General features: G+C 35.2%; 23 protein-coding genes and 2 pseudogenes. 6 read left to right on the top strand and 19 right to left on the bottom strand.

Going from position 1 to position 20,528, the window contains the following annotated elements:
• Positions 1 to 87: 87 nt before the first annotated feature.
• Positions 88 to 1,380, top strand: coding sequence for a glycosyl hydrolase family 18 protein (locus ACQKNR_RS00530; protein ID WP_427314599.1), 1,293 nt, complete (start codon positions 88 to 90; stop codon positions 1,378 to 1,380).
• 30 nt (positions 1,381 to 1,410) lie between these two features.
• Here ACQKNR_RS00530 and tlp read toward each other — a convergent pair whose 3' ends face one another.
• From tlp to acnA, 7 genes and pseudogenes are all read right to left on the bottom strand, one after another.
• Positions 1,411 to 1,608 (bottom strand): small acid-soluble spore protein Tlp, encoded by a 198-nt coding sequence (gene tlp / locus ACQKNR_RS00535; RefSeq protein WP_002172888.1) that lies wholly within the window; start codon positions 1,606 to 1,608, stop codon positions 1,411 to 1,413.
• A 96-nt stretch (positions 1,609 to 1,704) separates the two neighbouring features.
• Positions 1,705 to 1,839, bottom strand: coding sequence for an acid-soluble spore protein SspN (sspN, locus tag ACQKNR_RS00540; RefSeq protein WP_000527988.1), 135 nt, complete (start codon positions 1,837 to 1,839; stop codon positions 1,705 to 1,707).
• A gap of 43 nt (positions 1,840 to 1,882) precedes the next feature.
• Positions 1,883 to 2,026, bottom strand: a complete 144-nt coding sequence (locus tag ACQKNR_RS00545; RefSeq protein WP_098760071.1) for an FbpB family small basic protein — start codon at positions 2,024 to 2,026, stop codon at positions 1,883 to 1,885.
• Positions 2,027 to 2,165: 139 nt separating this feature from the next.
• A complete protein-coding gene (locus tag ACQKNR_RS00550) occupies positions 2,166 to 3,113 on the bottom strand; it encodes a 3'-5' exonuclease (protein ID WP_427314601.1) in 948 nt (315 codons plus the stop codon).
• Between the two features lie 115 nt (positions 3,114 to 3,228).
• On the bottom strand, positions 3,229 to 3,804 hold the full coding sequence (locus tag ACQKNR_RS00555; protein ID WP_427314602.1) for a TlpA family protein disulfide reductase: 576 nt from the start codon (positions 3,802 to 3,804) through the stop codon (positions 3,229 to 3,231).
• Between the two features lie 320 nt (positions 3,805 to 4,124).
• Positions 4,125 to 4,376: pseudogene (locus ACQKNR_RS00560) on the bottom strand (ABC transporter ATP-binding protein); the annotation flags it as partial.
• Between the two features lie 51 nt (positions 4,377 to 4,427).
• The gene (acnA, locus tag ACQKNR_RS00565) at positions 4,428 to 7,151 is read right to left on the bottom strand and encodes an aconitate hydratase AcnA (protein WP_427314603.1); all 2,724 of its coding nucleotides are present in this window, start codon (positions 7,149 to 7,151) and stop codon (positions 4,428 to 4,430) included.
• 292 nt (positions 7,152 to 7,443) lie between these two features.
• Here acnA and sspO point away from each other — a divergent pair, with 292 nt between their 5' ends.
• Entirely contained in the window at positions 7,444 to 7,593 is a 150-nt protein-coding gene (sspO, locus tag ACQKNR_RS00570; protein ID WP_427314605.1) for a small acid-soluble spore protein O, read from the top strand.
• A 41-nt stretch (positions 7,594 to 7,634) separates the two neighbouring features.
• Here the strand turns inward: sspO and pdaB are convergent, their stop codons facing one another.
• Together pdaB and ACQKNR_RS00580 are read right to left on the bottom strand one after the other, a co-directional pair.
• Complete coding sequence (gene pdaB, locus ACQKNR_RS00575) at positions 7,635 to 8,360, bottom strand: polysaccharide deacetylase family sporulation protein PdaB (RefSeq protein WP_427314607.1); 726 nt, start codon at positions 8,358 to 8,360, stop codon at positions 7,635 to 7,637.
• A gap of 46 nt (positions 8,361 to 8,406) precedes the next feature.
• Positions 8,407 to 8,670, bottom strand: coding sequence for a hypothetical protein (locus ACQKNR_RS00580; RefSeq protein WP_001146298.1), 264 nt, complete (start codon positions 8,668 to 8,670; stop codon positions 8,407 to 8,409).
• Between the two features lie 121 nt (positions 8,671 to 8,791).
• On the opposite strand from ACQKNR_RS00580, the gene ACQKNR_RS00585 reads away from it, so the two are divergent.
• Positions 8,792 to 8,914, top strand: coding sequence for a small acid-soluble spore protein P (locus ACQKNR_RS00585; RefSeq protein WP_427314609.1), 123 nt, complete (start codon positions 8,792 to 8,794; stop codon positions 8,912 to 8,914).
• Between the two features lie 125 nt (positions 8,915 to 9,039).
• Complete coding sequence (locus tag ACQKNR_RS00590; RefSeq protein ID WP_427314611.1) at positions 9,040 to 9,420, top strand: Hsp20 family protein; 381 nt, start codon at positions 9,040 to 9,042, stop codon at positions 9,418 to 9,420.
• A gap of 50 nt (positions 9,421 to 9,470) precedes the next feature.
• On the opposite strand, the gene ACQKNR_RS00595 is transcribed toward ACQKNR_RS00590, so the two are convergent.
• Both ACQKNR_RS00595 and ACQKNR_RS00600 read right to left on the bottom strand, forming a co-directional pair.
• Positions 9,471 to 10,709 carry an MDR family MFS transporter gene (locus ACQKNR_RS00595; RefSeq protein ID WP_427314613.1) on the bottom strand — a complete coding sequence of 413 codons (1,239 nt, stop codon included), beginning with the start codon at positions 10,707 to 10,709 and terminating at the stop codon, positions 9,471 to 9,473.
• A 68-nt stretch (positions 10,710 to 10,777) separates the two neighbouring features.
• On the bottom strand, positions 10,778 to 11,185 hold the full coding sequence (locus tag ACQKNR_RS00600) for a hypothetical protein (protein ID WP_427314614.1): 408 nt from the start codon (positions 11,183 to 11,185) through the stop codon (positions 10,778 to 10,780).
• Between the two features lie 137 nt (positions 11,186 to 11,322).
• Here ACQKNR_RS00600 and ACQKNR_RS00605 point away from each other — a divergent pair, with 137 nt between their 5' ends.
• A complete protein-coding gene (locus tag ACQKNR_RS00605) occupies positions 11,323 to 12,525 on the top strand; it encodes an alanyl-tRNA editing protein (RefSeq protein WP_427314616.1) in 1,203 nt (400 codons plus the stop codon).
• A 44-nt stretch (positions 12,526 to 12,569) separates the two neighbouring features.
• Here ACQKNR_RS00605 and ACQKNR_RS00610 read toward each other — a convergent pair whose 3' ends face one another.
• Positions 12,570 to 13,013 (bottom strand): NUDIX domain-containing protein, encoded by a 444-nt coding sequence (locus ACQKNR_RS00610; RefSeq protein WP_427314618.1) that lies wholly within the window; start codon positions 13,011 to 13,013, stop codon positions 12,570 to 12,572.
• 104 nt (positions 13,014 to 13,117) lie between these two features.
• Here ACQKNR_RS00610 and ACQKNR_RS00615 point away from each other — a divergent pair, with 104 nt between their 5' ends.
• Entirely contained in the window at positions 13,118 to 13,699 is a 582-nt protein-coding gene (locus tag ACQKNR_RS00615; RefSeq protein WP_427314620.1) for a DUF6434 domain-containing protein, read from the top strand.
• Between the two features lie 7 nt (positions 13,700 to 13,706).
• Here ACQKNR_RS00615 and ACQKNR_RS00620 read toward each other — a convergent pair whose 3' ends face one another.
• The 7 genes and pseudogenes from ACQKNR_RS00620 to ACQKNR_RS00650 form a co-directional block, all read right to left on the bottom strand.
• A complete protein-coding gene (locus tag ACQKNR_RS00620; protein WP_427314622.1) occupies positions 13,707 to 14,798 on the bottom strand; it encodes an acetyl-CoA C-acyltransferase in 1,092 nt (363 codons plus the stop codon).
• Positions 14,791 to 16,254, bottom strand: coding sequence for an acyl-CoA synthetase (locus ACQKNR_RS00625; protein WP_427314624.1), 1,464 nt, complete (start codon positions 16,252 to 16,254; stop codon positions 14,791 to 14,793). The genes ACQKNR_RS00620 and ACQKNR_RS00625 overlap by 8 nt, the downstream gene beginning before the upstream one ends.
• Positions 16,255 to 16,319: 65 nt before the next feature.
• A complete protein-coding gene (locus ACQKNR_RS00630) occupies positions 16,320 to 16,895 on the bottom strand; it encodes a biotin transporter BioY (RefSeq protein WP_427314626.1) in 576 nt (191 codons plus the stop codon).
• Between the two features lie 123 nt (positions 16,896 to 17,018).
• Positions 17,019 to 18,632 carry a long-chain fatty acid--CoA ligase gene (locus ACQKNR_RS00635; protein WP_427314628.1) on the bottom strand — a complete coding sequence of 538 codons (1,614 nt, stop codon included), beginning with the start codon at positions 18,630 to 18,632 and terminating at the stop codon, positions 17,019 to 17,021.
• Between the two features lie 167 nt (positions 18,633 to 18,799).
• On the bottom strand, positions 18,800 to 19,588 hold the full coding sequence (locus ACQKNR_RS00640; protein WP_427314630.1) for a helix-turn-helix domain-containing protein: 789 nt from the start codon (positions 19,586 to 19,588) through the stop codon (positions 18,800 to 18,802).
• A gap of 190 nt (positions 19,589 to 19,778) precedes the next feature.
• A pseudogene (locus tag ACQKNR_RS00645) lies at positions 19,779 to 20,303 on the bottom strand (GNAT family N-acetyltransferase).
• Positions 20,300 to 20,503, bottom strand: coding sequence for a hypothetical protein (locus tag ACQKNR_RS00650; protein ID WP_427314632.1), 204 nt, complete (start codon positions 20,501 to 20,503; stop codon positions 20,300 to 20,302). Before ACQKNR_RS00650 ends, ACQKNR_RS00645 begins: the two are co-directional and overlap by 4 nt.
• Positions 20,504 to 20,528: the final 25 nt, after the last annotated feature.

Below are 20,528 nucleotides of genomic sequence, written 5' to 3' on the forward strand. Positions count from 1 at the left end.
CTGTTCCCTTGCATACATTTAATCATAATACAGCTGAATCAAAAATAAAATAAAAACAGTGAATCTTTTACCGAAAGGGGCAAGCATATGATTCAAATTGTAACTGTTCGTAGTGGGGATAGCGTATATAGCTTGGCATCGAAATATGGATCAACACCTGAAGAAATTGTAAAAGACAATGGACTAAATCCAGCTGAAACACTCGTTGTTGGCCAGGCACTGATCGTTAATACGAAAGGAAATAATTATTATGTACAGCCCGGCGACAGCCTATATCGAATTTCTCAAACATATAACGTTCCTCTCGCTAGTTTAGCTAAAGTTAATAATCTATCTTTAAAATCCATTCTCCATGTCGGACAGCAATTATATGTACCAAAAGGAACAAAACGAGCAGTAGAATCCATCGCTTATTTACAACCTTCAACAATTCCAATAAAAGAAAGTTTAGTAAATGCTACACGTGCTATCAACCCATTTTTAACCTATTTAGCCTATTTTAGTTTTGAAGCAAAAAGAGACGGTACTTTAAAAGAACCAACCGAAACAGCTAAAATTGCTAATCTTGCAACACAAGGTAAAACCATCCCTATGCTCGTCATTACAAATATCGAAAATGGAAATTTCAGTGCCGATCTGGCATCTGTTCTTTTACGTGACGCAACGCTTCAAAACAAATTTATTACAAACATTTTGCAAACAGCCGAAAAATACGGTATGCGAGACATTCACTTCGATTTCGAAAATGTGGCACCAGAAGATCGTGAAGCGTATAATCGTTTTTTACGAAATGTGAAAACACGCTTACCTAGCGGGTACACATTGAGTACAACTCTCGTACCGAAAACAAGTTCCACTCAAAAAGGAAAATTTTTTGAAGCTCACGATTATAAAGCACAAGGGCAAATTGTTGATTTCGTTGTCATTATGACGTACGACTGGGGTTGGCAAGGTGGACCACCAATGGCGATTTCTCCTATCGGTCCTGTAAAAGAAGTACTTCAATATGCAAAATCTCAAATGCCTCCACAAAAAATTATGATGGGGCAAAATTTATACGGTTTCGATTGGAAACTTCCGTTCAAACAAGGGAATCCACCAGCAAAAGCAATTAGCTCTGTCGCAGCCGTTGTACTAGCTCGCAAATACAATGTTCCTATCCGCTATGATTTCACAGCTCAAGCTCCACATTTTAATTACTTTGATGAAAACGGCGTACAACACGAAGTATGGTTTGAAGATTCACGGTCCGTGCAAAGTAAATTTAATTTAATGAAAGAACAAGGTATAGGCGGCATTAGCTATTGGAAAATCGGTCTACCATTCCCACAAAATTGGCGTTTACTCGTTGAAAACTTTACAATCACGAAAAAGGGCTGACTTCTGTCAGCCCTTTTTTTATACATTCTGTTAAGATTCATCTTTTATTTCACTTTTTAATGAATCAATACTTTCTAAACGTCTTTGATTTTTCGCTTCAATGGCAGCACGATCTTTTTCATTAGAAAGCTCCGCTGTTTCTTTTGCTTCATTAAAATTATCAATTGTATTTTGTACCATTTCTTGTAATTTTTCAGCGTTGTCACTTCGATTGTCTGGATTCGGCATGTTATTCCCTCCTAATTATATATACATACTATCTTAAATTAACCATACCCCTTTAAATTTATACATAAAAAGGAGAATGAAACATTCTCCTTTTCTTTAACCGTTATCTACAATCGGTTGTTTGCCAGTTTGATCTTGCATTTGTTTCCCTTTATTGCCACCAGCTTTTTTCGATTGTGTTCCAATTTGATTTGGTGCAAAGTCTTTTGAATTCTTTTTCGGATTACCCATTACTATCGCCTCCTTAACACTAGTATCGTACTAGTGTTAAGAATTATTCAGCCTGCTTAAAAAGTTTCATTTCATAACGTTTTTCAATACGTTCTTCAATTCGATCGATTGCATCCCGATCGCTTAATAATTGTTGTTTATTTTCTTTAACAAGTTCTTCAAACGATTTACGGCGACTTCTTCTCATGCTGTTCACCCTCTCTCCTTCGCATTCTTACTACATAGTATGAGCAAATAAAAAACTCTTTAATCAGATTTGCAAGAAAATTTTATGTTTTAGTACTCCTAAAAAAACTCCGTGTACAATATATTTGCACACGGAGTTTTTATACCATAACATTTAAATACTCTTTCAGCTTTTCATCAGCATTTGTTTCATTTTCTCTATAATCATCAAGTGCTTGTAATACAAAATCATACTGTTCTAAAATATAACTTTCTAATTTCAAGACATCCTCTAAGCTATTAAGCATAATTCTCGTATTACCAACTTCACTTTTTAAAGCTGGTTCACATATTAAGCTCGTACATATTTCTTTCACATCATCTTCTAAAATTTCTGTTAATACGTATTTCTTTCGTCCTTTTACCTTTAATCTTATAACTGGATAAAAAGCTTTTATATCTAAAAAACTTCCTACATTCATACAACGTAGCCATTCTACATTACGTTTATTACGTGCAAGTATTTCTTTCACTGCTTCGTACACCACAGTTTCATCAAGTACGATCTTATTTACTTTTCGCTTCCCTTTTTCTTCAATAGATGCACATTTTTGATAAACAGCTGCACACGTAATACAGTCGTCAAATGCATTATGAGAACTTAAACGAATTCCAAGCATTCGCTTTAACGTTTCAAGTTTATGATTAGGCGCATGCTTCATATACTTCTTCGCTAAAAACACCGTATCAATTACTTTATTTTTAGGTTCAGGTAATCCAATCATATTTACATTACTTTTCAAAAAGCGCATATCAAAAGAAGCATTATGTGCCACAATAACATTTGTATGTAAAAATGCTAAAAATAAAGGCAACACTTCTTCAATTGTTGGTGCATCCGAAACACGATAATTTGTAATACCTGTTAAACTCGTTATTCGGCTTGGAATTGGACGCTCTGGATTCACATATGAAACAAATTGGTCTACTAGTTCATGATTACTATATTTCACTGCTGCTACTTGAATAATTTTATCATTATAAGGGTTAAATCCTGTTGTTTCAAAGTCGATTACAACATAATCTAACGGTAAGGATACATTCCCCACTCCATACACTCCTTTATCTCTTAACGATTATATTTCTTTTATCATATCATGAAGCTATCACTACTTGAAAAAGAAAAGGCAGAAATGACCGCTTTCCACCTCTACCTTTTCACCGTTATTTTAATTTAGCGATCCGTTTCTCCATCTCTTTTTGAGTCATCGGTCCAATGAACTTATCTTGAATGACACCTTTTGTATCTATAAAATATGAAGTTGGAATGGTAATTACTTTATACGCTGTTGTCACATCAATGTTCTTGTCCAATAAAATAGGAAAAGTAATTCCTTTTTCCTTAGCAAAATTGCTTACCTTTTCTTCTCCCCCACCTTTTTCTGAGGGAGTATAATTTATTGCTAAAATTTCTACGTTTTCTTTATATTCTTTATAGAAAGCCTCCATATCAGGCATTTCTTGCTGACAAGGTCCACACCACGTTGCCCAAAAGTTTAAAATCACTTTCTTCCCTTTTAAATTCGATAACTTTACATTCGTTCCATCTAGCTTAGTTAATTCAAAATCTGGTGCATTCTTTCCTATTTCAATTCCATTCCTTGCGATAATCTCTTTCATAGCAGCTTCACTTTTTTCTTGCTTTCCTTGTACCGCCTGATCCTTTTTACCAAACTGTTCATACGCTGCATATCCCGCTAAACAAAGTAACACTACAATAATCGTAAGCTTCCGCCACATTTTATATCACCCTAACGTGTTTATCTTCTTATAACATATTCATTAAAATACTATATACCTTATTTTAGCTTATACGGACAAGCTTTGAAATATTCACAGTCTAAATAATTAGAATTTTCTCATTCAAAGTGAAGTATTTTCCTTTTTATCATATAATTAAAAAAACATATGAGGTGATACGTATTTTCTGATTGCCCCATTCACCTTTTCACTTTTATTTTTCATTATTATCTCTGGTTTTGATATACCCCTAACTTTACAGAGCCTAGACGCTTGGGGTGTTTACTGTTTTTTCTTTACTTTTCTATATAACAGCAGTTTGCAAACAAAGCAATGTACAAATAGGCGTCTTTTAACTTCTGCTGAATAAGGTTATCTACAATTAATCCCATGAATAGTGGGCGTGATAAATTTAAAATGGCAGCAATTATTCCACTACATACAGCTGCTATTACTAATATTTTCTCTTGTCGTAACGGCAACAATATTCTTTTATATTCTTTCATGACGTTCCCTCCACTTTTCGTAGTAAAAAGAAAGGGATGAAACCATATGGTTTCATCCCTTTCCATAAAATAAGGAAGCCAACAATTGTCAGCTTCCTTATTATTCATTTCAATTATTTAGTTTGACACTTTAGACTCTTCGATTTTCTCACGAAGAACCATTTGCAGAATACCACCGTGACGGTAGTAGTCAATTTCAACTTCGCTATCGAAACGAGCTACTACTTCAAATTGTTTTTCGTTGCCATCTAAATCGGTTGCAACTACTTTTACTAGATCACGTGGTCTAACTGTTTTGTCGATTTGAATTTCAAATGACTCGTTACCAACAAGACCTAACGTTTCAGCACTTTCGCCATCTTTAAATTGAAGTGGTAATACACCCATTAACACTAAATTACTGCGGTGAATACGTTCGAAGCTTTCTGCGATTACTGCTTTAATACCTAATAAGTTAGTACCTTTCGCAGCCCAGTCACGAGAACTTCCCATACCGTAATCTTTACCAGCAACAACTAGAAGGCCTGTTCCATCTTCTTTATATTTCATAGCAGCATCATAGATAGATGTTACTTCACCAGTTGGCCAATATGTTGTATATCCGCCTTCTGTTCCTGGTGCGATTTGGTTTTTAATACGAATGTTTGCGAATGTACCACGCATCATAACTTCATGGTTACCACGACGAGAACCGTAAGAGTTGAAATCAACTGGTTGTACGCCATTTTCTAATAAGTAGCGTCCAGCTGGTGTATGCTTACCGATTGAGCCTGCTGGTGAAATGTGGTCAGTCGTTACAGAGTCACCAAATTTACCAACTACGCGTAAGTCTGATAATGTTTCAACTTCACCTGGTTCTTTAGATAAACCTTCAAAGAATGGTGGGTTTTGAATATAAGTTGAGTCATTATCCCAAGTATATAAAGCTTCGTTTGAAGTTTGGATTTCATTCCAACGTTCATTACTGTTAAATACTTGTGCATATTCTTTCTTGAACAGTTCAGATGTAACAACGCTTTGAACTACATCTTCAATTTCTTTAGCTGATGGCCAAATATCGTTGAAGTAAACAGCATTGCCATTTGCATCTTTACCGATTTCATCATTTTTCAGGTCAATATCAACAGTACCTGCAAGTGCATATGCCACAACAAGTGGTGGTGATGCTAAGTAGTTTGCTTTTACAAGCGGATGAATACGACCTTCAAAGTTACGGTTACCAGATAAAACAGATGTTACTAATAAATCATTTGCTGCGATTGCTTCTTCTAATTCTGGCGCTAATGGACCAGAGTTACCGATACAAGTCGTACAACCGTAACCAACTGTTTGGAAACCTAGTTGATCTAAATACGTTGTTAAACCTGATTTATCTAAGTACTCTGTAACAACTTTAGATCCTGGTGCTAATGATGTTTTTACGTAATCAGGTACTACAAGCCCTCTTTCAATTGCTTTCTTCGCAACTAGACCTGCTCCAATTAATACGTATGGGTTCGATGTATTTGTACAGCTTGTAATTGCAGCGATTGCAATTGCACCAGTTTTCATCGTTACTTCTTTATCTTCTAATGTAACCTTCACTTCTTTATCGAACTCTTGCTCATTAAATCCAAGTCCTTGCGTTCCAACTGGTGCTACAACGGCTTTGTGGAACGCATCTTTCATATCTGAAAGTGGAATTAAATCTTGCGGACGTTTCGGTCCAGAAAGGTTAGATTCGATTGTATTTAAATCAATTTCAACAAGATCAGTATAGATTGGATCTTTACTGTCTGCTGTATAGAATAAACCGTTCGCTTTACAGTATTCTTCAACAACGCGAATTTGCTCTTCATCTCTACCTGTTAAACGTAAGTATTCTAATGAAATATCATCGATTGGGAAGAATCCACAAGTTGCGCCGTATTCTGGTGCCATATTTGAAATTGTTGCACGGTCAGCTAAAGGCATGCTCTTTAGTCCATTACCGAAGAACTCAACGAATTTACCAACTACACCTTTTTGACGTAATACTTGTGTTACTTTTAATGCAACGTCTGTTGCTGTAGTACCACTTGGAAGCGTACCAGTTAATTTCACACCGATTACTTCAGGTACTGGGAAGTATGAAGGCTGTCCAAGCATTCCTGCTTCTGCTTCAATACCACCAACGCCCCATCCAAGAACGCCGATACCGTTAATCATTGTTGTATGTGAATCTGTTCCAACTAATGAATCTGGGTATGCAACTAAGTCACCTTCAGCATTTTTCACAGCATGAACAACTGGTGCTAAATATTCAAGGTTTACTTGGTGTACAATACCTGTAGCTGGTGGAACCGCACGATAGTTATCAAATGATTTTTGTGCCCAGCTTAAAAATTTATAACGTTCTTCATTACGTTTAAACTCTAAGTCCATGTTGAATGCAAGCGCGTCTGCCGTACCCGCTCTATCAACCTGTACAGAGTGGTCAATTACAAGGTCTACAGTAATTTCAGGATTAATTTTATCAGGATCTCCGCCCATGTCCGCCATTGCTTTACGAAGCGAAGCCAAATCAACAACAGCTGGAACACCAGTGAAATCTTGTAAAATTACACGAGATGGTTTAAATGGAACATCGATATCTTGAACATCTTTCGTTCCCCATTTCGCTAAATTTGTAACATGCTCTTCTGTGATTACACGTCCGTCCACTTGACGAAGTACTGATTCAAGTAAAACTTTCACGGAATATGGTAATTGAGATACGTTGCCAACCCCTGCATTTTCAAGCGCTTTCAAATCATAATAATGATACGTTTTTCCATCTACTTCAAAAGTTGCACGTGATTGAAATGGATTATGTTTGACCATTATGTTTCCCCCCTGTTAAACGTGACTAAGTTGTCTGAATATAAAATGTAGACAAACTTTTCAATACCTTACGATAATATCTTATTACAACTTTCTAAATAAGTAAATAATAAGAAACTTATAGATTATCATAAGTTTTCTTTATATTTCTAAATTTGAATAGTGTTCATGCTCCTTATGAATACTATTATCATAAAGTAAAGTGCTCTGTCAGCGCCTTACTTACAGTTCATACACACTATGAACTGCTCATCATTCAACATGCAAAAAAATTTTATAGAGGTGAAATAAAATGGGTAAACGAAAAGCAAATCATGTTATTCCAGGAATGAATGCTGCTTCTGCACAAGGACAAGGAACAGGTTATAATGAAGAATTTGCAAACGAACCTTTAACTTCAGCAGAGCGACAAAATAATAAGAAACGTAAAAAGAATCAATAACGAAAAATCCCAAAAGGTATGCCTGCCTTTTGGGATTTTTTCTAATGTTTATAACGTAGTAATTCTGAAACCTTTACAAATCGATAGCCCTGCTTGTGAAGCTCAGGCAAAATTTTCGCTAATGCTGCTACTGTTTGACTACGATCATTTCCTCCATCATGTAACAATACAATATCTCCACTTTTAGCATTTTTCACTACATGATTTACAATGGATTCAACCCCTGGATTTGCCCAATCACGTGGGTCTTGATGCCATGACCATAGAACAATTTGGTACCCAGCTTCTTTAGCTGTTTTAAATACAGCATCGTTAATATAGCCGCCTGGTGGACGGAACAGCAAAGGTTCTTTTACCCATTTTTTAAAATATTTCTTTCCATCTAAAATATCATTTTCTAATTTTTCATCTGATGAATTACTCGCATACAAATGATTCATCGTATGATTGCCAATTTCATGTCCCTCTTTTATCACTTGCTTTACTAAATATGGATTACTCTGTACTCGAAATCCAATCATAAAAAAAGTCGCTTCAGCTTTATATTGATGTAATAAATCTAATATTTGTGGTGTATAAGTTGGATCTGGTCCATCATCAAATGTAATTGCAATAATCTTTTCATTATTAGGTACTTCCCACGTTACATAGCCAGTTGGTTCTAGCTCTTTTCTGAGCAACATTTTCGCTTCCACTTTTTCCACTTGAAATATATGTACTGCGCATAGTAAAGAAAAAACTAATAAGAAATACTTTTTTTTCCACATAGCATTCGTTAAAGTAACAAGGTTGTCGCATACACAACAACCTCATTTACTTTTCCAATTGATCTACATTTCGCATAATATTTTGGAGATTATTTTCATATTGCTCAAGTTGTGGGCGTTGTGTTTCTGAAGCTACTTCAAGTGCATTTTGAATTTGTTCATATGCCTCCTGAACTTCTTGGCGTAACTCTTTTAAATCATGACCGTAGTTTGGATCATTTTTCACAATGTTGTTAAATATATTTTCTGCTTGTGTAACCCCTTGCTGTGCAGCTTGAAAAGCTTGTTGCTTATCTTTATGATATGGCATTATATGATCCCCTTTCTGTAATAGTTAGTCCCATTTATCTTTACCTGTTTTTCTAAAAACATTCTCGTATAAATTCGCAAACTTCTCTCATTCTAAAGAGAAAGAGGAGGTGTCACATACAATGGAAAAAAACAATCGTGAATCTAAAGAAAAAAAAGGACAACCTGAACCATTAAGCGGATCTCATAAAGTAAAAAATCGCAACCATTCACGCCAAAAAAAACATGCACATCATGATATGTAATAAGAAAACATTCACATACTTTGCATATTCAACATAAAATATTTATATTTCGCCATTTATTCTTCACCCCTATTTGATTCATGCATAACATAGTATGAATTAATATTTTACGGAGGGTGTCTTACATGGGCAAGAAAAAGAAGCATTGTCTTTTTCATGTTGATGGTTTTGAAGAATGGATGGATCAATTTTGTTCTGATTCTTACAGTAATTTTAGTTTCCCAAATGAAATTCATATCGACCTTTGCGAAACTGAAGAAGAATACATTTTGGAAACAGATGTACCAAATGCAACTGAACAAAATGTACGCATTAAGAAGATGGAGACAGGCCTAAATATATGCATACTTCATAAAAACACTTCTTTGCAGCGAACAATTTCTTTACCTACTAACATTGTTTACAAGAAGATGCTAGCCTGCTTAGAGAATGGATTTTTAGCTATTCATATTTCCAAAAATGAAATTGCTAATAAGCATGAAAAAACAGTTCTTTTTTCAAATTAAGGATTACTATAAATACAAACATAAGCCCCAGTCGCTTACTGGGGCTTATGTTATTTTGCTCGTATTTCCATATTAAAATTTCCAACATGCCTTTTTTTCAATAAGCCTTTTGTAACTAAAAGAACCGGAAACGCTACTGTTGAAAATATAGCTAGTGCTGAAAATACTATAAATCCATTTTGGTATCCGTAATAATCGAGGAGTACTCCCCCAAACCACGGACCAATTACCCCTCCAATTCCAGAAAAGCCCATCGCCCCAAAATATGTTCCTTTTAGATGTGAAATAGCTATATCATCAATAAATACATCCGTCATTGAAAACATTAAAACTTCTCCCACTGTAAAAATAAATGTACAAACAGCAGCCCCTAACGTAGATTCTACTATACCAAATCCAAACAATCCCCCGCTCACAAATAAGGTTCCCACTATAATTGATGCTAACGGTGTATACTTTTTACACATTTGAACAACAGGGTATTGAATAGCCACTACAACAATCGCATTTAAAGCTAGCATATATGAGAACACCTTTACTCCATCCTGAAATATATGTGCATTTGCAAAATATTGAGATACTGTCGTCGTTAAATGAGAAAAGCCACAATTACTCAAAATAATACCGACTAAAGCAACTAAAAATACTACATCCTTGCGTAATATACGAATTGCATTTAACATTGTGACAGGCTTTTCTGTATTGATTTTCCTTTGTTCAAGTGGATACTTCTTAAATTGGAACGCTAATATAGCTGTATATAGAATGTATACTCCAGCGGCTACTAAAAAAGGAATTGTTGATTTTGCGCTTCCAATCTGTAACCCAACAATCGGTCCAATTGCAACTCCAACATTTATTGCACCGTATCGTAAGTTATAGACGAGTAACCGATACTCTTGTTTCGTTAAATCTGATAGTAACGCTCTTGATGTCGGCTCAAAAAATGACTTACATAATCCATTTAAAGCATTTAATAAAAAGAAGCTTAAAACATGATTTGCAAGTGAAAAACCTATAAATACAAAAATCCAAACGATCATGGACCACATCATAATCGTTTTCCGGCCAAATCGATCCGATAAATTCCCTCCGATAAAACTAGCAAAAACGCCAACAAGTGCACTCGTTCCAATGATAGCTCCCGTCATCCCAGCTGAAACGTCTTTAACAGTTGTTAAATAAATCGCTAAAAACGGAATACTCATTGAAGTAGCGAATCTAGCAAATAGTGTCCCTAAAATAATACTCATTCCAAGTGGATGAATATTTTGTAACTTCTCCTTCATCTTCAAACCTACTCTCCCTATTCTTACATAAAAAAAGAAAGCAAAGGATCTGCTTTCTTTTCCTTTTTCTATACTTGAGCTGTTGATACCCGAGCTGTTCTCGTTATATCCATATCAATACCATATGTAAACTGTAATTCTTTACAAACATCTTTAATTAAAATTGCGACATTATACTTTTCATTAAATTGTAAAACTATATTTTCTACTTCTTCATATGTATACTTATATTCCCCTGTAATGACACTTTTTAAATCAAAGCATTCATTCATACAAAGCTGTACAAGTAGTTGGTCATATTTCTCTATTACATCTTCTTTCTTCCAAAGTAACTCTTTTACATATAACCGATCAAATTGCACACTTTCTCGGTTACAATCCGTTAAAATCCGGGTCATTTCATTTAATTCTCGATATAATTCGGAAATATTTCTGTTAAGACGAAGTAATTTATCTACGCCGTTTTCATATAGCATTTTCATTCCACCCCCGCATTTTCTTTTTCTTATTATAGCAAGAAAATTCTAAAAATAGTTTCTTTCTTCTGAAATATTAGGAAACTAATTTCAATTGCTTTACAATGAAACTAGTGAACACGAAAGGGGAAAGAAACTTGGAGCAAAAATTATATTACATTGACGCTTATAAGAAAGACTTTACTACTAAAGTTATAAAGCAAGATTATGATAAAGAAGGTAACTTATATGTTGTTTTAAATGAAACGGCATTTTATCCAACAGGCGGCGGACAACCGCATGATACTGGAACTTTAAATGGTATTGCTGTACTCAATGTTGAAGAAGTAGATGGAGAAATTCGCCACTTCATTGCAGAACAATTACATACAGAAGAAATAGAAGGTAAAATTAATTGGGAACGCCGTTTTGATCATATGCAGCAACATGCAGCTCAGCACATTTTATCTGCTGCTTTTTGGGATCACTTTAACATACCAACAATTGGTTTCCATCTTGGAAAAGAGACGGTAACAATTGATTTAGAAACAGCAAACTTGCCTACAGAAACGGTTGAAAAAGCAGTGCAAATTGCCAACAAAATCGTTTTTGAAAACCATCCAATTCGTACCCAGTGGATGGGCTTAGAAGAAGCAAAAACATTACCTCTTCGTAAAGAACCAACTATAACAGAAAATATACGGGTTGTTATTATCGAAAATTACGACTACAACGGCTGTGGTGGAACGCATCCGAAACGTACTGGTGAAGTTGGTCCTATTCAAGTCCTAGGATGGGAGCGCAATAAAGGTGGCATACGCTTAACGTTTATCGCTGGTTGGCGCACACTTAATTTAATGGGACAACAACAACAAATTATGAAAGATGTTTCTAAACAATTAAACAGTAGCGAAACAGATATTCCAGCAAAAGTAGCACAACTTCTTACTTCTCAAAAAGAAAACGAAAAAGCAATACAAGCAATGAATGAAAAATTATTATTTGCAGAGGCAAATGAACTATTAAAACAGTCGGAAGAAATACACACTGGAACACTTATATCCAAAGTATTTACAAATCGCTCTATGCAAGAAATCGCACAACTATCCGCTATTATTACAGAACAGCAAGAACATGCAATTACATACTTCGTCATTGAGAATAATGAAAAACTACAATGTATTCTCGCTTGCGGAAAAGCAGTAACGCTTGATATGAATACTCTTTTAAAAGATGCCCTTCCTACAATTGAAGGAAAAGGCGGCGGAAATAAAAAAAGTGCTCGTGGTGGCGGAAAAGCAATTATGACTGGGGACAAGTTTTTGAATCAACTTGTTTCTTCTTTACAGTCAGCAGTGTAAAACATTTTTGTGAAGGATAGCCACCAGCTATCCTTCATCTATAGTTACAAACCAATATTTTGTTTCAATCCTTGATAACTCCCTGCATTTGAAAAACCATCGTTTATAAGGGTTATAAAGGTTTCAGAAAAACCATGATGACTCAATTCTTTAATCGCTACCATTTGCACATCACGAATCGGATTATGATCAAATTCATTAGAAGGAAGCGTAATTTCACCTGCAATCCTTTCAAGTAAAAATGTAATATGTAATAAAGATGGGAGAGTATCTGGTTTATCACAAACATATAATAGCTTCTTAACCTTAACTTCTAATCCCGTTTCTTCTCTCATTTCTCGAACCATCGCTTCTTCCAATGTTTCACCATTCTCTACCCTTCCTCCAGGTAAAGACCAATTCCGATTAGCAACTCTTTGCTTTACTAACAATACCTTTTCATCTTCAATTAAGATTCCAGTAACACGAACTTGCATTACATTTTCCATATACAATCTCCTCTTCTCATTAAATTTATAAATTAATCCTTCCACAAAAAGAACGTACGTTTTATAATTAAAGAAAATTATGGAAGAAAGAAGTTGTTACATTCATGCGTCCACCTTTAACAAAAACTATATCTCTTGAAGATTTCCAAAACTATTATTGGTTAAAAACAGAACTACAAACATTTTGTCGTGAGCATGATTTGCCAGCTAGTGGCTCTAAAATCGAAATAACCGAGCGTATCTCACATTATTTAACTACCGGTAAAATATTTAAAAACAGTTCTCATCAAAAAGTGAGTAAAGCTTCCCTATCTTATAAAGATCTTTCTCTTCAAACGATTATCACTGAAAATCACCGCTGTAGCGAAGATGTTCGTGCTTTTTTTAAAGAAAAAATTGGAGCAAACTTCCGCTTTACAGTAGCTCTTCAAAAGTTTTTCAAAGAGAATGTTGGAAAAACTTTTGAAGATGCGATAACGTTTTGGTATGAAGAAAACGAACGTAAAAAAGACCCCTCTTATAAAACAACTATAAGTGCACAGTTTGAATACAATCGTTTTACTCGCGCCTTTTTCGAAGACCCATACAACAAAGGAAAATCAAAAGCTGATGCTATCGCTGCTTGGAACGAAATAAAAACAAAACCTGGTAGCAACGACTATATCCCTCAAAAAGTAGAAAACTAGTTCCTTTCTAGTCTTCTACTTTCTCAAATAATAGCGCAAGCCCTATTCCGCCTCCAATTCCTAATGTCACAATCCCATATTTCATATACTCTCTTTGCGCCTGATAAAACAAACGTGTCACAAGCATAGCCCCAGATGCACCGTACGGATGCCCAAGTGCAATTGCACCACCATTTACATTTAATTTTCCATACGGTATTTGTAACTCCTTTGCGCATGCTACAATTTTTGAAGCAAATGCTTCATTTATTTCAAAATAATCTATGTCCTCTACTTTTAAATTCATTTCATTTAATAATTTATTCACAGCAAATATCGGACCAGTTCCCGGAAGATTTGGATCCACTCCAACTACAGCACTGCGAACAAAACGAAGGACAGGCTTATATCCTAATTTTCGAGCTTGTTGTTCTTCCATCACAAGTACAGCACACGCCCCATCATTTACACCACACGAATTCCCTGCCGTCACCGTTCCATTTGGTAAAAATACAGGTTTTGTTCTCTTAATCATTCTTTCATACTTCATTTCTCGCTTTATAGCTTCATCTAATAATCCATTAAGTGACAATATTTCTTCTTGTATATATCCATTTTCTAACGCTTGTAGCGTCCGTTTATAACTAAGACAAGCATACTCGTCCTGCATTTCTCTCGTTATGTTATAACGCTCCGCAACATATTCAGCTGCTACTCCCATATCAGGATCACCAATTGTTTCAGGTGAAAATCGTGCTCTATTTTGAAAAGGTGACGTACTTGTACTCTCTACTCCCCCAGCAATATAACAGTTACCTGCCCCGCCTTGAATAAAATGACACGCAGTACGCACTGCTTCCAATCCAGCACCACATTGCCGGTCAATCGTTACACCAGGAATACGATAACCAAGTCCTGCTTCTAAAGTAGATAGTCTCGCAACATTTCCTCCTGGCCCAACGACGTTACCTAATATGACATCATCTATTTCTCTCTCAATTCCTTTACTTAAAAATGAAAGAAGTGGTGCTGCTAATTGCTGAACTTCATAGTCTTTCAATATCCCATTCTTCTTACCAATGGGCGTTCTTTTCGCCTCTACAATAACTGCTCTATTCATGTATCTTCTCCTGATTTCTAACTATACTTTCGGCTGCAATGCGGGCTACTTTCCCGCTATTTGTATAAGGTATTTCATCTACAAAATACCATTCTTTCGGTATTTTAAAAGATGATAATCGTTGTAAGCAAAAGCTCTTTAATTGTTGTTTTGTAGCACTTCCTTTTACGATAGCGACAGGCTTTTCACCCCAATAACTATCTTTTACACCAACAACAACAATTTCTTCAACAGCTTGATGAGTATATAACACACTTTCTATCTCTTCTGGGTAAATATTAATTCCACCAAATAGAATCATATTTTTCTCTCTACCAACTATATATATAAACCCTTCCTCATCTTGATAGCCTACATCATGTACTGTCATCCAGCCATCTTCAGTTAACTCTGGAACTAAAACACCATCTAGTATGTATCCCATAAAAAACTGATTACTTTTCACATAAACAGTTCCTATCTCACCTAACCTTACTTCTTCTCCTGCTTCATTACATATTCGAACTTGCACATTGTGACAAGGTTTCCCTACCGAATTTGGCTTTCTTTCACTCTCTTCATCGACTAATGCTGTTACAAAACTAAGTTCAGATGCACCGTAAAATTCATATTTTTTTGCATAAGGAAATATACTCTTTATTTTTTCTTTCGCTTCAACTTCCCATTTCGCTCCTGACGAAATAATTTTTATTTCATTTTCTATTACTCTGTTTTCTTTATATAAAGATTCAAGCATTGTCGGAACTGTATACATTACCGAAATATTTTTAGTTTCTAATTTATCCAACACTTGATCTGGAATAAACTTTCTCATAACATGCACCGTTTGCCCAACATATAATGCACTTATTGCGCCATATAAGAAAAGAGAATGAACAAGGGTTCCAGCTATTAAAATAGACTCTTCTTTTTTCATATGAAAGTCATATACATTACAATTAAAACTATGAACCCACGATTGTTGTGCACGTAAAAATGCTTTTGCCTTTCCAGTCGATCCTGATGTATACCCCATATAAAAAGGAGCATGTTGTACATTTTCTACAGGGTGATCTGTAGGAAGATAGTTCTCTATCATTCTTTTCCATTCATCAATTTCAATTACTCTATCTTCCTCCCCCGATATATCATTTAACTTATATCGTTCCGTCACAATCATATCCGGATTACTGATTACTAGTCTTTCCTTTAGCTCATCCTTTTTCCATTTTATATCTAATGGCACACAAATCCATCCAGCCATAGCAGCACCAGCAAATAGTTGTAAAAACTCTATACGATTTTCTAATACAATTGCTATTGTTTTATTCTTCGATTCTTTTTCACGCAACCAGTTTACTACTTTACAAACTGATTCGAACCACTCTTTATATGTTAAAACTCTATCATTTTCCTTTATCGCTATTTTATTTGATTGTAAAAAGGCATGCTTTTTGTATTCTTTTGTAATCCCCATATGAAACGTCCTTTCTTTATAAAATAACAAAAAGAAACACGCAATTAACGTGTTTCTTCTCCTTCTTATCCCGCATTTGTATATTTCCCATTATTGAGAGCGGGCGTAATAATATGTTTCAATGAACGATGTAATTTTGTCACGAGAATTGCTGCAATAATTGCTTTTATGCAATCCCCTGGTAAGAACACAGCACTCACTTTCATCGTCTCCCATACGGAAACACCCATTAAGAAAGCTTGTACAATAATACCAAATACATAAACTACGAAAATACCACCAATTATATTAATACATAATACCTTTATAATAGAAACTTCACGTAAACGCTCAATTAAATAGCCAATGACAAACGCTCCAACGATATAACCAAGTAAATATCCTGCACTTGGCCCAACAAATACACCTGGACCCCCGCGTCCACCCGCAAGTAATGGTGCTCCAACTCCAACTATAAGTAAGAAAATAAGCTGACTTAATGCACCAAGACGTGAGCCTAACAATCCGCCAGCAAGCATAACACCGAGTGATTGTAATGTAATCGGAACTGGTGTGATAGAAAGGGCAATCGGAGGTATTAACCCCAACACTCCCATAATAGAACTAAATAAAGCGACGAAAACTAAGTTTTTTGTATTCATATTTGCTTCTCCCATTTGTAAACTTAAAATAGATTTAAGATAACATATTATAGGAGTTATATTATCTTTCTACCCACTCTTTGTCAACTTAATTTTAATCAAAGTTGACAAATGGAAGTTCAACTATTTCTCTTTATGCAAATGCTCAAGTTCTTTCCGAAGCGCCTGTTTTAAAAACTTCCCAACAGATGTTTTTGGTATTTCTTCCATAAATACAATATCATCTGGTAACCACCACTTCGCAAACTGCGGTTTTAAAAACTCATATATTTCTTCTTTTGTAACCGTACTATTTTTCTTTTGAACAACGCAGGCAACTGGGCGCTCTTGCCACTGCGGATGAGGAATTGCAACGACAGCCGCTTCAAATATAGCATCATGTGCCATTAAAGCATTTTCAAGATCAACTGAGGAAATCCATTCTCCCCCGCTTTTAATAACATCTTTTGTACGGTCAACAATTTTTACGCAACCTTCCTCATCAACTGTAACAACATCGCCAGTATATAACCATCCATCTCGAAAGCCTTCGACAGTACGTTCATCGTTATAATAGCTTTCAGCGATCCATGGCGCTCGTAAACATAATTCTCCCATCTCCGTACCATCCCACTTCACTTCACCATTTGTACCGACTACTTTCATCTCTACACCAGGTACAAGATATCCTTGTTTTGAGCGAATTTCCAATTGCTCTTCATACGATAGTTCTGTTTCATAACTTTTTAAACGCGCAAGTGTTACGAGCGGGCTTGTCTCCGTCATCCCATATGCATGTATGAAAGGAACATTGTGCTTCTGTTCAAATGCTTTAATTACACTTTTCGGCGCAGCTGCACCACCGCATAATATTCTCGTCATACTAGATAAATCGTAACTATTATTTTCTAACTCTTGTAATACACCGAGCCAAATTGTCGGCACACCTGCTGCTATCGTTACTTTTTCAGCTTGAATCATCTCTAATAAAATTTTTGGAGTAAACATCGGTCCTGGAAGAACTTGTTTTGATCCAAACCAAGTAGCTGCAAAAGGAAGTCCCCAAGCATTCACATGAAACATCGGTACAATCGCCATTGCTGCATCACTTTCCGATAAAGCAGCTGTATCAGCTAAACCGAGTGCCATACAGTGTAATACAGTACTACGATGCGTATATACAACGCCTTTTGGATTTCCCGTAGTTGCTGACGTATAACACATACCAGCAGGTGTATTTTCATCAATATCTTTTACAAATTGAAAATTCGGATCGCCTTCTTCTAATAGCTTTTCATAATGATATACAGGCTCCAGCGTAGTACTTGGAAGTTCATCTTTATCAGTCATAATAATGTAGGCTTGTACAGTTGATAATTCTGATTGAATATTTTCAATGAGTGGTACGAGATCTTCATCAATGAGTAGAATTCGATCTTCTGCATGCTGAATAATGTATGAAATATGTTGAGGAGATAAACGAATATTAATTGTGTGCAAAACCGAAGCAATACCTGGAATAGCAAAATATGCTTCCACATGTCGATGATGGTTCCACGCTAACGTTCCTATTCGCTCGCCTTCTTTCATTCCAAGCTTTTTTAGCGCACTAGAAAGTCTTCTCGTCCTTTCTCCTAACTGCTTATACGTTAACGTCGTAATAGTATCATGTGTCCTGGAAACAATTTCTTTCTTCGAAAACAGTTTTTCTGCTCTTTCCATCATAGAACTAATTGTTAGTGGTACATTCATCATCATATTGGTTACATCCCCCTTTAAAGCGTTTTCATTTTTGTATATTATAACAGACTTCTACAAATATTTACGATATTTTTCTGTATTTTCTGAATTATTTCTTTGGAAATAATTCAGAACAATAAAAAACATGTTTTGAATACAATGATCCGAAACATGTTTTTTAATATTTATAAACTATCTACTTTTTTTCTTACTTTCTTTTTCAACTTAAAAATAAAGCGATTACTATATTCTTTATTTTCCACTAAAATTCTGTACGTTTCTAACACTCCTAAAACACGAACAAAAAGATAGAAACCAATTGCAATAAGTACAACGCAGTACGGATAATACTGCACTAATTCTCCTGAAGTGATACGCTTTTTCTCAAATAAAAATGGTATCGCTCCTGCTGCTATGAAACAAAATCCAACGATCACTACTGCAGCATACTTCTTCTTAATAGTCGCATATCTTTTTGTCAATTCTTTTAGAAAGTTTTGATCAAATAATAGTTCTTCCTTTTTTAATACATTGTATCGGCTCTCTTCTATTGTTGCAGGTACCATCATTACTCCAATTCCAAGAACTACAATAATAATGACAAGGAATGTAGACATTGTTGCATTTTCTTTAAATAATAAATACGGTATTGTAGATAAAATGAGCAAACTAAAACCTAATGCGATATATTTAGAAATTTTTTGCCCGTACACTACATACCCTTCTGCCATTTCCTTACTTACATAATAACCATTTTCCTTTTCATTACTTTGCTCAGCAGTTTCTTTTAATAAATAATCAAGAGATACTTCAAATACATTTCCAATCATTATTAACTTTTCGGTTTCAGGAAAACCCTGACCATTTTCCCATTTACTAACCGCTTGCCTTGTCGTGTTTAATTTCTCTGCTAATGCTTCTTGAGAAAGGCCCTTTTCCTTTCTTAATTTAAATAACTTCTCACCAAATCCCATATGTGTGTCCCCCTTTGTTTTCTTAACTAAATTGTATATAAACATTGCACTTATCTCTATCTTCGTACGGTTGCACTTTGTCAACTTACAGTTGCGATTATGTTATATAGCTGTTTTTTCCTATAATTATGACGTTAATAAAAATAAAAACTCCTTTATTTATTTCAAGGAGTTTTCAATATAAAATATTTCATTTATCCATATATCTTTTTCGGGATATACAATACCTTTTCGTATCACGATACTTCCCTTTAACAAACAAATCATTTTGAATCGTACATTCATACTTCATTTTCTGAATTACACTCCGCTTCAATGCTATTAAGATGTAACTCATTAAAGCCATAACTCAAAAAAGCTATCGCAGCCTCGGTAGCTACTCCTCTTCCCCAATATTTTCGTGATAAGACGTATGCAATTTCTGCTTTATGTTCAGTTGAATCGTATTTTATAAATCCACAAGTCCCTATAAGTTTTTGTTCCTCTTTTAATACGATTCCAAAGGGGCCACTTTTCCTTTGGAGTATTGACTCACAATTTCTTCTATATATTTGTATGTGTCATGTAATGATTGATGAGCATCCCATACAGTATATGTTGGCATCTCTTTATCCGAGGCATACTCATATATATGTAAACTATCACTCATATTGATTTTCCTTAATATAAGACGTTTCGTATACAATGTTGGATATGACCATTTCTCAATAATCATAACGGTTTTTGCTTAAACTTTTCATAATTCCGTACCTTTAATAAAAGGATATTCCCGCAATCTGTACAAATATAAGCATCCACTGGTGAAGATGTAAACATCGTCTCCTTTTTCCTTATTTGTGCATATCCGACAAACTCTCCTTCACCGATATGATGTGAACCACAATATGAGCATGTCTGCACGTCTTTCTGTTTCATGAGAGCACCACCTTTAATCTGTTTC

The sequence above is a fragment of the Bacillus sp. NPDC094077 genome (assembly GCF_050279465.1).
In the GTDB taxonomy this organism is placed as follows: domain Bacteria; phylum Bacillota; class Bacilli; order Bacillales; family Bacillaceae_G; genus Bacillus_A.